Below are 13,671 nucleotides of genomic sequence, written 5' to 3'. Positions count from 1 at the left end.
CATCCCACATTACTAGCGCTTTTAAGCCAGATTCGAGGAATTGCCATGCGCCTTGCGGAAGTCGTTCGCAACACCAGCGAAACGCAGATCCGTGTGAAGATCAACCTGGACGGCACCGGCCAGCAGAAGCTGGCCACCGGTGTGCCGTTCCTGGACCACATGCTCGACCAGATCGCCCGCCACGGGTTGTTCGACCTCGAGATCGAAGCGCATGGCGACCTGCATATCGACGACCATCACACGGTCGAAGACACCGGCATCACCCTCGGCCAGGCCGTCGCGAAGGCGATCGGCGATCGCAAGGGCATCCGCCGCTACGGCCACTCCTACGTGCCGCTCGACGAAGCGCTGTCGCGCGTCGTGATCGATTTTTCCGGCCGTCCGGGCCTCGAATTTCACGTGCCGTTCACGCGCGCGCGCATCGGCACGTTCGACGTCGACCTGTCGATCGAATTCTTCCGCGGCTTCGTGAACCATGCCGGCGTGACGCTGCACATCGACAACCTGCGTGGCATCAACGCGCACCATCAGCTCGAAACGGTGTTCAAGGCATTCGGGCGTGCGCTGCGCATGGCCGTCGAACTCGACGAGCGCGCGGCCGGACAGATTCCGTCGACCAAGGGCAGCCTCTAACGTAACGGCCGTAGCAGGCTTTAACACGGGTTTCACCGCCTCCAACGTCTTCAGGCCACTCACCTTCAAGCGATTCATCGGGCAGGACCGCATTTGCCGGCACGTCGTTTGACGCCGCGCGGCGGCATCGATGGATCGAGGGCAGAGCGGCCAAACTTGAAATGAAAACTTCGATAGCGATTGTGGATTACGGAATGGGCAACCTGCGCTCGGTTGCCCAGGCACTGCGTAAAGCGGCGCCGGAAGCGGACGTGGCGATCGTCGATCGTCCGGAAGTGATCCGCTCGGCCGACCGCGTGGTGCTGCCGGGCCAGGGTGCGATGCCCGACTGCATGCGCAGTCTCGGCGCGTCCGGTTTGCAGGAAGCGGTCGTCGAGGCGTCGCGCAGCAAGCCGCTGATGGGCGTGTGCGTCGGCGAGCAGATGCTGTTCGACTGGAGCGCCGAGGGCGACACGCCGGGTCTGGGTCTGTTGCCCGGCAAGGCGGTGCGCTTCGAGCTCGAAGGCCAGGTGCAGGACGACGGCTCGCGCTTCAAGGTCCCGCAGATGGGCTGGAACCGCGTGCGTCAGGCGCAGCCGCATCCGCTGTGGGACGGTGTCGCCGACAACGCGTTCTTCTACTTCGTGCACAGCTACTACGTGGTGCCGGACAACCCGGCGCATACGTCGGGCGAAACGGTCTACGGCGTGCCCTTTACCTCGGCGGTAGCGCGGGATAACATCTTTGCCACCCAATTCCACCCTGAAAAGAGCGCCGAGGCGGGTTTGCGCGTGTATCGCAACTTCGTGCACTGGAACCCGTGAACGCCTTTTTTCATCCCGTTGCCGCGCGCGCGTCGCGCGGTGCCCCGGTCCCGCATCCGACCGGCGCCCCACTGGAGCGCCGAACGAGTTGTACTAAACTAGCGAGACGGTATTGCGGCGGGCTGACTCGCCAGCCGCTGCCGCCGACCTTCAATCCACTCCCAGATAACACCCGATTGCTATGCTGCTGATTCCCGCCATCGACCTGAAAGACGGTCAGTGTGTACGCCTCAAACAGGGCGATATGGACCAGGCGACGATTTTCTCCGAGGAACCGGCGGCCATGGCCCGACATTGGGTCGACCGCGGCGCGCGTCGACTGCATCTGGTCGACCTGAACGGCGCGTTTGCCGGCAAGCCGAAAAACGGCGATGCAATCCGCGCGATCATCGATGAAGTGGGCGGCCAGATTCCGGTTCAGCTGGGCGGCGGCATCCGCGACCTGAACACGATCGAGCGCTATCTGGACGACGGTTTGTCGTACGTGATCATCGGCACCGCGGCGGTGAAGAACCCCGGCTTTCTGCAGGACGCGTGCACCGCGTTCGGCGGTCACATCATCGTCGGTCTCGACGCGAAAGACGGCAAGGTCGCCACCGACGGCTGGAGCAAGCTGACCGGTCACGAAGTGGCCGACCTCGCGCGCAAGTTCGAGGACTACGGCTGCGAGTCGATCATCTACACCGACATCGGCCGCGACGGCATGCTGCAAGGCATCAACATCGAAGCGACGGTGCGCCTTGCGCGCGCGGTCAAGATTCCGGTGATCGCGAGCGGCGGTCTGTCGAACCTCGCGGACATCGAATCGCTGTGCGAAGTCGAAGGCGAGGGCATCGAGGGCGTAATCTGCGGCCGCGCGATCTATTCGGGCGACCTCGACTTCGCGGCCGCGCAGACGCTCGCGGACAAGCTGCGCGAAGCGGACGACGCTTAAGCACGGCGTCGGCTGCGCGTGCTGGACAGGTTGCGCGGGCCGCCGGCGTTGCGCTCGTGTCGGCTTGCGGCGCTCGTCCGAACGATGGCTTGCCTGTAACGCGCGTCGCACGATTAAGCGCCCGGAACCTCACCAGCTTCCGGCCGGCACCTCACTCGCGGCGCGACGCAACCGCTCGCGCCGGCACCGTGCCGCTTGCCCGCAAGCGAGCGGCCTCATCAGCGGTATTGGCAGAATTGCACGATCATGGCTCTAGCTAAACGCATCATCCCCTGTCTCGACGTCACCGCGGGCCGCGTGGTCAAGGGCGTCAACTTCGTCGAACTGCGCGACGCGGGCGACCCGGTCGAAATCGCGCGCCGTTACGACGATCAGGGCGCCGACGAACTGACGTTCCTTGACATCACCGCGACCTCGGATCAGCGCGACCTGATTCTGCCAATCATCGAGGCGGTCGCTTCGCAGGTGTTCATTCCGCTGACGGTCGGCGGCGGCGTGCGCGCGGTCGAAGACGTGCGGCGCCTGCTGAACGCGGGCGCCGACAAGATCAGCATGAACTCGTCGGCGGTAGCGAATCCGCAACTCGTGAAGGACGCGACCGACAAATACGGCTCGCAGTGCATCGTCGTCGCGATCGACGCGAAGCGCGTATCGGCCGACGGCGAAACGCCGCGCTGGGAAGTGTTCACGCACGGCGGCCGCAAGGCCACCGGTCTCGATGCGGTCGAATGGGCGCGCAAGATGGCCGAGTTGGGCGCGGGCGAAATCCTGTTGACAAGCATGGATCGCGACGGCACCAAGAGCGGCTTCGACCTCGCGCTCACGCGCGCGGTGTCGGACGCGGTGCCGGTGTCGGTGATCGCCTCGGGCGGCGTCGGCAATCTTCAGCATCTCGCCGACGGCATCAAGAGCGGCCACGCGGACGCGGTGCTCGCCGCGAGCATCTTCCACTATGGCGAACACACGGTCGGCGAGGCCAAGCGCTTCATGGCCGATCAGGGCATTTCGGTGAGGTTGTGACGTGACGAATCCTTCGGCAGTGAACTGGCTCGACAAGGTCAAGTGGGACGCGAACGGCCTCGTGCCGGTGATTGCGCAGGAAGCGTCGACGAACGACGTGCTGATGTTCGCGTGGATGAACCGCGAGGCCCTGGCAAAGACCGTCGAGACCGGCCGCGCGGTGTATTTCTCGCGCTCGCGCCAGCGCCTGTGGTTCAAGGGCGAGGAGTCGGGTCACGTGCAGCATGTGCATGAAGTGCGACTCGATTGCGACGAAGACGTCGTGCTGCTGAAAGTCGAGCAGGTATCGGGCATCGCGTGCCACACCGGCCGTCACTCGTGCTTTTTCCAGAAATTCGAAGGCTCGGTGGACGACGGCGACTGGCAGGCCGTCGATCCCGTGCTGAAAGACCCCGAACACATCTACAAATGACGCAATCCACGCAAAACCCGTCGACCGCCGAGGCTTCGACGCTCGACACGCTGCTGCGCCTCGCGGCGGTGATCGACAGCCGCAAGGGCGGCGATCCGGACATCTCGTATGTATCGCGCCTGTTCCATAAGGGCGACGACGCGGTGCTGAAAAAGATCGGCGAAGAAGCCACCGAAGTCGTGCTGGCTGCGAAGGACGTGCGCCAGGGCGGCGCACCGAAGGCGCTGGTCGGCGAGGTTGCGGACCTGTGGTTCCACTGCCTCGTGATGCTGTCGCATTTCGATCTGAGCCCCGCCGACGTGATCGCCGAACTCGAGCGTCGCGAAGGCCTGTCGGGCATCGAGGAAAAGGCGCTGCGCAAGAGCCGCGAGCGCGAGGAAAACGGCGACTGAGCAGCCGGAGCGGAAATCTGGCGTTTCTGCTTGAAGTCGCGCGCGCCGGCACCAATATAGCGGTAATCGCACCTCCGGGAGGACGCAAGCATGGAACAGCCGCAAGGAAGCTATCCGCCGCCGGTCTACCGCCACGCGATGGTGCCTGAGCGCGAGCGCAGCCTGCGCACGCTCACGCACGTGCTGTACGCGCTGTATGCGGTCCACTGGCTGACCGGCGGGCTCACCATTCTGGTCGCGATCATCATCAACTACGTCAAACGGTCGGACGTGGCCGGCACGCCGTACGAAGCGCACTTCGAATGGCAGATCCGCACGTTCTGGCTGGGCCTCATCGGTTACGCGATCGGCGCGTTGCTGCTGCTCGTCGTGATCGGCATTCCGGTGCTGTGGGCAGTCAGCATATGGATGTTGTACCGTATTATCAAAGGCTGGCTGTATCTGTACGATAACAAGCCGTTCGCGAATCCGGCCAGTTGGGTCTGAACGCTAGCCGGTCCGTATGGGCGGGCCGGCTTTCGGATCGAACCTCGGCGCGGGCGGCTTCGCTCGCCCAAGTCATACCGCGTCAGGAATACGATGAGTCACGATCCGAACTGCCTTTTCTGCAAGATTGCCGCTGGCGAAATCCCGTCGACCAGGGTCCACGAAGACGACGAGTTCGTCGCCTTCCGCGACATCCGTCCGGCGGCCGAAACGCATGTGCTGGTGATTCCTCGCAAGCACATTGCAACGCTGTCGAACTGCACGGAAAGCGACGCGCCTCTGCTTGGTAGAATGCTTGTCCTGGCCGCGCGACTGGCCGAACAATTGGGGGTCGCGTATAACGGCGGCGAAACGGGCTTTCGCACGGTAATCAATACCGGTCCGGGCGGTGGTCAGGAGGTGTATCACCTGCACGCGCACATTCTCGCGGGACCGCGTCCCTGGCAACGCATGGGCTGAGCGCCGCTTCACGCGTGAGGCGCACTGCGTGGCAAGTGCGCACCGCCGCGAGTTTTGGTCGGGGACAATAGCGCCGCCGTTGTTTTTACCGCTGTGTAATAACGTCGACGCGATCGTGTGGCCACAATGACAGGCGTAGATGGCCGCAATGCGAGCGAGGCGGTGCAGCCTGAGGTAACGTAGGGATAGATGGAGACGAAGCGCACGCGCTTCAGGTTATGCAAATTGGCCGCATCGAGATGCGGCGTCGGGGTTAAGGAGAGTAGTCATGGGTTCGTTGAGTATTTGGCATTGGTTGATCGTTCTGTTGATCGTCGCGCTCGTGTTCGGCACGAAGAAGCTGCGCAACATCGGCAGCGATCTGGGCGGCGCCGTGAAGGGCTTCAAGGAAGGCGTGAAGGAAGCCGATTCGTCGTCGGCCGACGCGCAACAGCAGCAGCGCGAGCTGCCGCGCAACGGCGCGGTGGACGTCGAAGCGAAGGAAAAGACGCAGCAATCGAGCGATTACCGCTAAGCCGCGGCCTTCGCGCCGTTCCCGCGTTTCTGACGGACATTCCACTTCATGCTGGACCTCGGTCTAACCAAGATGGCGCTGATCGGCGTCGTCGCGCTGGTCGTCCTCGGGCCTGAGCGCCTGCCGCGTGTGGCTCGCACGGCCGGCGCGCTGTTCGGCCGCGCACAGCGGTACATCAACGACGTTAAGGCCGAAGTCACGCGCGAAATCGAGCTCGACGAATTGCGGCGCATGAAAACCGAGTTCGAGAAGGCCGCGAGCAATGTCGAAACGGCGGTTCAGGACAATCTGCGCAAGCACGAGAATGAACTGAACGAAGCATGGGATAGCGGTACCTCGGTATCGCCGAGCATCGCCGGCGGCGCGCTCGAAGACGCCGGCAGCGGGGCCACCGGCAGCGCGGGTGCCACCTCGTGGCCCGTCAGTACGCCGGCCGCCGCGCCCAAACGCAAGACCTGGCGCGTCCAGCAGAGCGCCACGCCCACCTGGTACAAGCGAGCGAGCCTGCGGCGCACGCGCGTGCAGTCGGGCGCCGCGCGCGTTGCGCGGCACACACCTGCCAACCTGCGTCGTCCGACGCGGTTTTTCTGATGTTCAGATCGACAATCCCCAACCGAGGGCCGGTGTGAGCGACCCCCAGCAATCCCAGAACGAAGGCACTGAAGAGACCTTCATTTCCCACCTCGTCGAACTGCGTGACCGCATCATCCGTGCGGGGCTCGCCGTCGTCGTCGTGTTCATCGGGCTCGTGTACTGGGCGCCGGACATCTTCAAACTGCTCGCCCGTCCGCTGATGATGAATCTGCCGAAGGACGGCAAGATGATCGTCACCGATGTCACCGGCTCGTTCTTCGTGCCGATGAAGGTGACGATGCTGGTCGCCTTCGTGATCGCGCTGCCGGTCGTGCTGTACCAGATCTGGGCGTTCGTCGCGCCTGGGCTCTATCAGCACGAGAAGAAGCTCGTCGCGCCGCTCGTCGCGAGCAGCTACACGCTGTTCCTGTGCGGCATGGCGTTCGCGTACTTCGTCGTGTTTCCGACCATCTTCCGCGTGATGGCGCACTACAATGCGCCGCTCGGCGCGGAGATGACAACCGATATCAACAATTACCTGAGCTTCGTGCTGACGATGTTCATCGCGTTCGGCGTCACGTTCGAGGTACCGATCGTCGTCGTGCTGCTGGTGCGGATGAACGTGGTGACGCTGAAGAAGCTGAAGGAGATCCGGCCGTATGTGATCGTCGGCGCGTTCGTGGTGTCGGCCGTCGTAACGCCGCCGGACGTGTTTTCGCAGCTGATCCTCGCGGTTCCGCTGATTCTGCTATACGAAGCTGGCATCGTCGCGGCGCGGTTGATCGTCGGCAAGCAGCCGGTGGTCGTGGAGGATGCGAGTCCGCCGCCGTCCAGTTGAGGTGTCGCGAGTCAGTGCCGGGCGTCAAATGAAAAAGGGCAGTTCATTGCGGACTGCCCTTTTTCATTGCGTGGAATCGCGGCATTAGCTTCAGCCGCCTTCGTCATCCGGCTGATCGCCGCCGTTGTCGTCTTCCGTCTGTTTCGGCGGCGGCGGGCGTTTGCCGATCTTCACGTCGAGATCGATCTGATGACCTTTGCGCACCAGATGCACTTTCGCCGCCGTACCGGGCTTGATCTGCGCGATCACGTTCAACAGACGCGTGGTATCGGTGATCGCCTGGCCGTTTACGCTCGTCAGGATGTCGCCGGGCTTGATGCCCGCGCGGTCGGCCGGGCCGCTTTTCAGCACGCCCGCGACAATCGCGCCCGACTTCTGATCGAGCCCGAACGACTCCGCGATTTCCGGCGTTACGTCCTGCGGTTCGACGCCGATCCAGCCGCGCGTGACCGTGCCGGTCGTAATGATGCTCTCGAGCACGCTGCGCGCGGTCGACACCGGAATCGCGAAGCCGATGCCGAGCGAGCCGCCCGAGCGCGAGTAGATTGCGGTGTTGATGCCGAGCAGGTTGCCGTTCACGTCGACGAGCGCACCGCCCGAGTTGCCGGGGTTGATCGGGGCGTCGGTCTGGATGAAGTTTTCGAACGTATTGATGCCGAGATGGTTGCGGCCGAGCGCGCTGACGATGCCCATCGTTACGGTCTGCCCGACGCCGAACGGATTGCCGATCGCGAGCACGACGTCGCCGACGCGGGTCTGGTCCATCCGGCCGAGCGTGATGGTGGGCAGATTGGTCATATTGACCTTTAGCACGGCCAGATCGGTTTCGGGGTCGATGCCGATGACCTTCGCGCTGGCGGTGCGGCCATCGGCGAGCGCGATTTCGATCTGATCGGCGCCGTCGACGACGTGCTGGTTCGTTAGAATGTAACCTTCCGAACTCACTATCACGCCTGAGCCGAGATTCGAGGCAGGCTGCTCCTGCTGCTTGCGATTGTTCCTGTCGCCGAAGAAGTAGCGGAACAGCGGGTCTTTGGCGCGCGGGTCGGGAGGCAGCGAGCCATCCTTGCTGGAGAACACGTTGACGACCGCGGGCATGGCCTTTTGCGCCGCTTCGGCATAGGACGTTTCGGCATGGCCAGTGCCGATGCCCGGCGCCACTTCCCGTAGCGCGACGATCGGTTCGGCGAGTTGTCTGCCGAACTGTCCTTGACGCTGCAGCCACTGCGGTTTGAGGGTCGCAATGATGAACATCAGCGCCAACAGCACCGTCACCGCTTGGGCAAATAACAGCCAGAAGCGTCTAAGCATCTGAAGACTAGAGGTCTATATGGATCGGATTGAACTTGAATTGTACTTGAACAATCTCCTTGAAACCGCGCGCTTCAAGGACTATTGCCCGAACGGATTGCAGGTCGAAGGACGCCGCCGGATCAACAAACTCGCGACCGGCGTGACCGCGTCGGTGGCCTTCCTGGAGGCCGCGCTCGACTGGGGCGCCGACGCCGTGCTGGTCCATCACGGCTACTTCTGGCGCAACGAGGCACCGCAGATCACCGGCCGCAAACATGCTCGTTTGAAGCTGCTGCTCGCCAACGACCTGAACCTGTTCGCCTACCATCTGCCGCTCGACGATCATTCCGAGTTCGGCAACAACGCGCAGATCGGCGAGAAGATGGGCTGGATCAGCGACGCGCGTTTCGGCGACAACGATCTCGGCTGGCTCGCCACGCTGCCGATGCCGATCACGCTGTCGCACCTCACCGCGGAAATCGAGCAGACACTGGGCCGCACGCCGCTCGTGTTCGGCGATCCGGATATGGAGCTGCGCCGCGTCGGCTGGTGCACGGGCGCCGCGCAAGGCATGTTCGACGCGGCGATCAACGCGGGTGTCGACGTCTACGTGACCGGCGAGGTATCGGAGTCGGTGATGCATACGGCGGCGGAAAGCGGCGTCGCGTTTCTGGCAGCTGGCCACCACGCGACCGAGCGCTTCGGCGTGCAGGCGGTGGGCAAGCATCTGTCCGAATCGTTCGATATCGAACACCTGTTTATCGACATCCCCAATCCCGTTTGAATTGCGAATCGCATTAACGAAGAAAATGGTAGGAATACCGTAGAAGGCACTTAAAAGGGGCACGAAAAAGTTTGCGATCGGTACGGACAAACCCTGAGTTATCAAGGGCTTCGCACGGTTTTTGGCAATCGGCCCTTGTAAATGGCGACTCCATTCGAGCAAACTAGCGGCGGTAGAAGCGACGTGAAGGAAAAATCCAACTCAGAAGTGGGGCGTGTGATGCGAGACAAAGAAGAGGAACGCGTCGATGGCAGCCGCCGTAACTGGCTGGTAGCGACGACCGTAGCAGGCGGCATAGGAGGTGTTGCCGTTGTCGTACCCTTTGTTAGTTCCTTTGCACCATCCGAAAAGGCCATGGCCGCAGGTGCCCCGGTCGAAGTCGATATCAGTGGTCTGAAGCCCGGCGACATGATGACGGTCGCCTGGCGTGGCAAGCCGGTGTGGATCATCAACCGCACGGACCGCATGCTCGCCGATGTTCAAAAAGCCGACAGCCAGGTAGCGGACCCCCACTCGCTGAATCCGTTTTCGATGCCGCTGCCGGACTACTGCAACAACGAATTCCGTTCACGCGCCGAGAACAAGCATCTGCTGGTTGCCGTCGCCGTTTGCACGCATCTGGGCTGCACGCCGACGCCGCGCTTCCAGGAAGGCCCGCAGCCGAATCTCCCCGACGACTGGCCCGGCGGCTTCCTGTGCCCGTGCCACGGCTCGACCTACGACATGGCCGGCCGCGTCTTCAAGAACAAACCCGCTCCGCAGAACCTCGACATCCCGCGCTTCATGTTCACGTCGGCAACGGCCCTTGTGATCGGGAAGGACGAAAAAGGAGAAGCGTAATGGCGAGCGAACACGAAGTAGAGACGACCGGGCTGGCTGGTTGGATCGACCAGCGCTTCCCGATGACTGCCACGTGGAAGAAGCACGCTTCCGAGTACTACGCGCCGAAGAACTTCAACTTCTGGTACTTCTTCGGTTCGCTTGCGTTGCTGGTGCTGGTCAATCAGATCGTCACCGGCATTTTCCTGACGATGAACTACAAGCCCGACGCGACGCTCGCGTTCTCGTCGGTCGAGTACATCATGCGCGAGGTGCCGTGGGGCTGGCTGATCCGCTACATGCACTCGACGGGTGCGTCGATGTTTTTCGTCGTCGTGTATCTGCACATGTTCCGCGGGCTCATGTACGGCTCGTACCGCAAGCCGCGCGAGCTGGTGTGGATTTTCGGCTGCCTCATCTTCCTGAGCCTGATGGCCGAGGCGTTCTTCGGCTACCTGCTGCCATGGGGCCAGATGTCGTTCTGGGGCGCGCAGGTGATCGTGAACCTGTTCTCGGCGATTCCGTTCATCGGGCCCGATCTGTCGCTGTGGATTCGCGGCGACTACGTCGTGTCCGACGTCACGCTGAACCGCTTCTTCGCGTTCCACGTGATCGCGATTCCGCTGGTGCTGGTCGGCCTCGTGATCGCGCACATCGTCGCGCTGCACGAAGTCGGCTCGAACAATCCGGACGGCATTGAGATCAAGGCCAAGAAGGGCCCGGATGGCGTGCCGCTCGACGGCATTCCGTTCCACCCGTACTACTCGGTGCACGACTTCATGGGCGTGGCGATCTTCCTGTTGATCTTCGCGGCGATCATCTTCTTCGCGCCGGAAATGGGTGGGTACTTCCTTGAAGCCAACAACTTCATCCCCGCGAATCCGCTGCAGACGCCGCCGGAAATTGCGCCCGTGTGGTACTTCACCGCCTTTTATGCGATGCTGCGCGCCACTACCGATCCATTCAAGATCGTGCTGATGATCGTCATCGCGCTACTCGGGTTGCTGGCGCTCGTGCGCGCGCGCGGCAAGTGGAAGCTCGGCCTGCCGGTGCTTGCGGTGCTGGTGATCGTCGCGATGGTGTTCACCGAATCGAAGTTCTGGGGCGTCGTGGTGATGGGCAGCGCGGTGATTTCGCTGTTCTTCCTGCCGTGGCTCGACCGGTCGCCGGTCAGGTCTATTCGCTACCGGCCGTTCTTCCACAAGGTTTTCTTCGGGATCTTCGTGATTGCGTTCCTGACGCTCGGCTTCCTCGGGACGCGACCGCCATCGCCGGCCGCGACGCTGATCGCCCAGATCTGCGCGCTGATCTACTTTGCGTTTTTCCTCGGCATGCCCTTCTGGACCCGGCTTGGCAAGTTCAAGCAGCCGCCCGAGCGGGTGCGGTTCAAGCCTCACTAATCGCGAGCCAGGAGAACATGAAGATGAAAAGACTGCTTTCGATGTGCGCGCTGGTCGGCGCGACCATGCTTGCGCTGCTGGCCGCTCCGGTTCACGCGGACGAGAATTTCCCGCTCGATCGCGCGCCGGACAACACGAACAATTTCGCTTCATTGCAGCGCGGTGCGCAATTGTTTGTAAACTACTGCTTGAATTGCCACAGCGCGAACCTGATGCGCTACAACCGCCTGACCGATCTCGGCATCACGCCGAACGAAATCCAGGCGAACCTGCTGTTCACCACCGACAAGGTCGGCAACACGATGACCGTGGCGATGCGCCCGGAGGACGCGAAAGGGTGGTTTGGGGCGACGCCGCCGGATCTGTCGGTGGAGGCGCGGGCGCGCGGCACGGACTGGCTTTACACGTATCTGCGGAGTTTTTATCGCGACGATACGCGGCCGACCGGCTGGAACAATCTGGTGTACCAAAACGTGAGCATGCCTCACGTGCTGTGGCAGCTTCAGGGGCAGCGTGCGGCGAAATTCGGCGACGAAACCGACGAAAAAACCGGCGAAAAGGTCCACAAATTCCTCGGCTTCCAGCAACTGACTCCGGGGACGATGTCGCCGGTAGATTATGATTCTGCTGTGGCCGACCTCGTGTCGTACCTGTCATGGATGTCCGAACCAACGCAGCAAACCCGCAAGCAACTTGGCGTGTGGGTGCTGTTGTTCCTCGGTATCCTGAGCTTTTTCGCCTGGCGACTGAACGCCGCGTACTGGAAACATATCAAATAATCACGCCGCTACATGGCGTGGGGCCGGCGCCAGGAAAAACCTGCTGAACGGTTTTTCCGCGCGCTGGCCCTTCAGCTTTTTGAGGAAACGTAAACATGATGGTTCTGTATTCCGGCACTACTTGCCCGTTCTCCCAGCGTTGCCGGCTGGTGTTGTTCGAAAAGGGCATGGACTTCGAGATCCGCGACGTCGACCTGTTCAACAAGCCGGAAGACATCGCCGTGATGAATCCGTATGGTCAGGTGCCGATTCTCGTCGAACGGGACCTGATTCTGTACGAATCGAACATCATCAACGAGTACATCGACGAGCGCTTCCCGCACCCGCAGCTGATGCCGGCCGATCCGGTCCAGCGCGCGCGTGCCCGCCTGTTCCTGCTCAACTTCGAGAAAGAGCTGTTCGTCCACGTCGGCACGCTCGAAAACGAGAAGGGCAAGGCAGCGGAGAAGAATCACGAGAAGGCGCGCCTCGCGATCCGCGATCGCCTGACGCAACTCGCGCCGATCTTCCTGAAGAACAAGTACATGCTCGGCGAAGAGTTCTCGATGCTCGACGTCGCGATCGCACCGCTGCTTTGGCGCCTTGACCACTACGGTATCGAGCTGTCGAAGAACGCCGCGCCGCTGATGAAGTACGCCGAGCGCATTTTCAGCCGCCCGGCTTATATCGAAGCGCTGACGCCGTCGGAAAAGGTGATGCGTCGTTGAGTTTAGCTTTGGAGCGCGGACGCCGCATCGCTTCGATGCGCGCCCGCGCCCGCAAGAGGACTGTTGATGCAAGAGATTTCCACGAAGCCTTATCTGTTGCGCGCGCTCTACGAGTGGTGCACGGATAACGGCTACACACCGCATATCGCGGTCCGCGTCGACAATCAGACGCGCGTGCCGCGTCAGTTCGTGCGCGACAACGAGATCGTGTTGAACATCAGCTTCGAGGCGACCAGCCAGCTGCAGATGGGCAACGAGTGGATCGAGTTCAACGCGCGCTTCTCCGGCAAGTCCCACAAGATCGAAGTGCCGGTCGCCAATATTCTTGCGATCTACGCGCGCGAGAACGGCCAAGGTATGGCGTTCCCGGTCGAATCGGCGGGCGGCGAGGCTCAGGATTCGGGCGCGGATGCCGCGGACGAAGCTGACACGCCGGCGGCTCCGCGCGCCGTCGAAACCGCCCCCGCCGACCCTGCCGCGGCCACCGACGCCGACGCCGACGACAAACCGCAGCCCGACGACAATGGCTCGAAAGGCGGCGGAAGGGCTCGCCTTAAGATCGTGAAATGAAGTAGAATCACGGCCTCATGCCGGCTTAGCTCATCAGGTAGAGCGCTTGACTTGTAATCATGAGGTGGCGGGTTCGAGTCCTGCAGCCGGCACCAGATTGCTTTATCAGCAGTAACTGGAAATGCTAGAAAACCCCGTCGAAGCACACGCTTTGGCGGGGTTTTTCTTTTTTCGGTGGAAATTGCCCGGATCGTTGCTGATGCCGATCACCGAAGCCTTGGCCAGGCTTGTTTGCGACGAGGGTTTCACGCACGT

Annotated in this window: 18 protein-coding genes and 1 tRNA gene; 18 read left to right on the top strand and 1 reads right to left on the bottom strand. The window is 62.3% G+C overall.

What is annotated here, in order from left to right; genetic code table 11:
- Positions 1-45: 45 nt before the first annotated feature.
- The 11 genes from hisB (at position 46) to tatC (ending at position 7,064) form a co-directional block, all read left to right on the top strand.
- Positions 46-633 (top strand): imidazoleglycerol-phosphate dehydratase HisB, encoded by a 588-nt coding sequence (gene hisB, locus OKW41_RS38960; protein ID WP_013090696.1) that lies wholly within the window; start codon positions 46-48, stop codon positions 631-633.
- 161 nt (positions 634-794) lie between these two features.
- Complete coding sequence (gene hisH, locus OKW41_RS38955) at positions 795-1,436, top strand: imidazole glycerol phosphate synthase subunit HisH (RefSeq protein ID WP_429451925.1); 642 nt, start codon at positions 795-797, stop codon at positions 1,434-1,436.
- A gap of 181 nt (positions 1,437-1,617) precedes the next feature.
- Positions 1,618-2,370: a 1-(5-phosphoribosyl)-5-[(5-phosphoribosylamino)methylideneamino]imidazole-4-carboxamide isomerase gene (gene hisA / locus OKW41_RS38950; RefSeq protein ID WP_233851518.1), complete on the top strand. Its 753-nt coding sequence runs from the start codon at positions 1,618-1,620 to the stop codon at positions 2,368-2,370.
- A 246-nt stretch (positions 2,371-2,616) separates the two neighbouring features.
- Positions 2,617-3,390 (top strand): imidazole glycerol phosphate synthase subunit HisF, encoded by a 774-nt coding sequence (hisF, locus tag OKW41_RS38945; protein WP_062128440.1) that lies wholly within the window; start codon positions 2,617-2,619, stop codon positions 3,388-3,390.
- Between the two features lies 1 nt (position 3,391).
- Positions 3,392-3,802 carry a phosphoribosyl-AMP cyclohydrolase gene (gene hisI, locus OKW41_RS38940; protein ID WP_090802086.1) on the top strand — a complete coding sequence of 137 codons (411 nt, stop codon included), beginning with the start codon at positions 3,392-3,394 and terminating at the stop codon, positions 3,800-3,802.
- Entirely contained in the window at positions 3,799-4,194 is a 396-nt protein-coding gene (locus OKW41_RS38935; protein WP_429451923.1) for a phosphoribosyl-ATP diphosphatase, read from the top strand. Before hisI ends, OKW41_RS38935 begins: the two co-directional genes overlap by 4 nt.
- 90 nt (positions 4,195-4,284) lie before the next feature.
- Positions 4,285-4,680: a DUF4870 family protein gene (locus OKW41_RS38930; protein ID WP_429451921.1), complete on the top strand. Its 396-nt coding sequence runs from the start codon at positions 4,285-4,287 to the stop codon at positions 4,678-4,680.
- A gap of 93 nt (positions 4,681-4,773) precedes the next feature.
- Positions 4,774-5,139 (top strand): histidine triad nucleotide-binding protein, encoded by a 366-nt coding sequence (locus OKW41_RS38925; protein ID WP_184035806.1) that lies wholly within the window; start codon positions 4,774-4,776, stop codon positions 5,137-5,139.
- 268 nt (positions 5,140-5,407) lie between these two features.
- The gene (gene tatA, locus OKW41_RS38920; RefSeq protein WP_018420076.1) at positions 5,408-5,653 is read left to right on the top strand and encodes a Sec-independent protein translocase subunit TatA; all 246 of its coding nucleotides are present in this window, start codon (positions 5,408-5,410) and stop codon (positions 5,651-5,653) included.
- Between the two features lie 48 nt (positions 5,654-5,701).
- Positions 5,702-6,244: a Sec-independent protein translocase protein TatB gene (gene tatB / locus OKW41_RS38915; RefSeq protein ID WP_429451919.1), complete on the top strand. Its 543-nt coding sequence runs from the start codon at positions 5,702-5,704 to the stop codon at positions 6,242-6,244.
- A gap of 34 nt (positions 6,245-6,278) precedes the next feature.
- A complete protein-coding gene (gene tatC, locus OKW41_RS38910; RefSeq protein ID WP_018420078.1) occupies positions 6,279-7,064 on the top strand; it encodes a twin-arginine translocase subunit TatC in 786 nt (261 codons plus the stop codon).
- 90 nt (positions 7,065-7,154) lie between these two features.
- On the opposite strand, the gene OKW41_RS38905 is transcribed toward tatC, so the two are convergent.
- Positions 7,155-8,375: a Do family serine endopeptidase gene (locus OKW41_RS38905; RefSeq protein WP_429451916.1), complete on the bottom strand. Its 1,221-nt coding sequence runs from the start codon at positions 8,373-8,375 to the stop codon at positions 7,155-7,157.
- Positions 8,376-8,394: 19 nt separating this feature from the next.
- Here OKW41_RS38905 and OKW41_RS38900 point away from each other — a divergent pair, with 19 nt between their 5' ends.
- From OKW41_RS38900 to OKW41_RS38870, 7 genes are all read left to right on the top strand, one after another.
- Positions 8,395-9,141 (top strand): Nif3-like dinuclear metal center hexameric protein, encoded by a 747-nt coding sequence (locus OKW41_RS38900; protein WP_429575800.1) that lies wholly within the window; start codon positions 8,395-8,397, stop codon positions 9,139-9,141.
- Positions 9,142-9,360: 219 nt separating this feature from the next.
- The gene (petA, locus tag OKW41_RS38895) at positions 9,361-9,981 is read left to right on the top strand and encodes a ubiquinol-cytochrome c reductase iron-sulfur subunit (RefSeq protein ID WP_429576542.1); all 621 of its coding nucleotides are present in this window, start codon (positions 9,361-9,363) and stop codon (positions 9,979-9,981) included.
- Positions 9,981-11,360 carry a cytochrome b gene (locus OKW41_RS38890; protein ID WP_429451914.1) on the top strand — a complete coding sequence of 460 codons (1,380 nt, stop codon included), beginning with the start codon at positions 9,981-9,983 and terminating at the stop codon, positions 11,358-11,360. The genes petA and OKW41_RS38890 overlap by 1 nt, the downstream gene beginning before the upstream one ends.
- 23 nt (positions 11,361-11,383) lie before the next feature.
- Entirely contained in the window at positions 11,384-12,139 is a 756-nt protein-coding gene (locus OKW41_RS38885) for a cytochrome c1 (protein ID WP_429575799.1), read from the top strand.
- A 95-nt stretch (positions 12,140-12,234) separates the two neighbouring features.
- Positions 12,235-12,846 carry a glutathione S-transferase N-terminal domain-containing protein gene (locus OKW41_RS38880; protein WP_006052302.1) on the top strand — a complete coding sequence of 204 codons (612 nt, stop codon included), beginning with the start codon at positions 12,235-12,237 and terminating at the stop codon, positions 12,844-12,846.
- Positions 12,847-12,912: 66 nt separating this feature from the next.
- On the top strand, positions 12,913-13,416 hold the full coding sequence (locus OKW41_RS38875; protein ID WP_429575798.1) for a ClpXP protease specificity-enhancing factor: 504 nt from the start codon (positions 12,913-12,915) through the stop codon (positions 13,414-13,416).
- 19 nt (positions 13,417-13,435) lie between these two features.
- A tRNA-Thr gene (locus OKW41_RS38870) sits at positions 13,436-13,511 on the top strand.
- Positions 13,512-13,671 lie beyond the last annotated feature (160 nt).

The sequence above is a fragment of the Paraburkholderia sp. UCT70 genome (assembly GCF_050434085.1).
GTDB lineage: Bacteria > Pseudomonadota > Gammaproteobacteria > Burkholderiales > Burkholderiaceae > Paraburkholderia > Paraburkholderia tuberum.
This window is presented reverse-complemented; position numbering and strand designations above follow the sequence as displayed.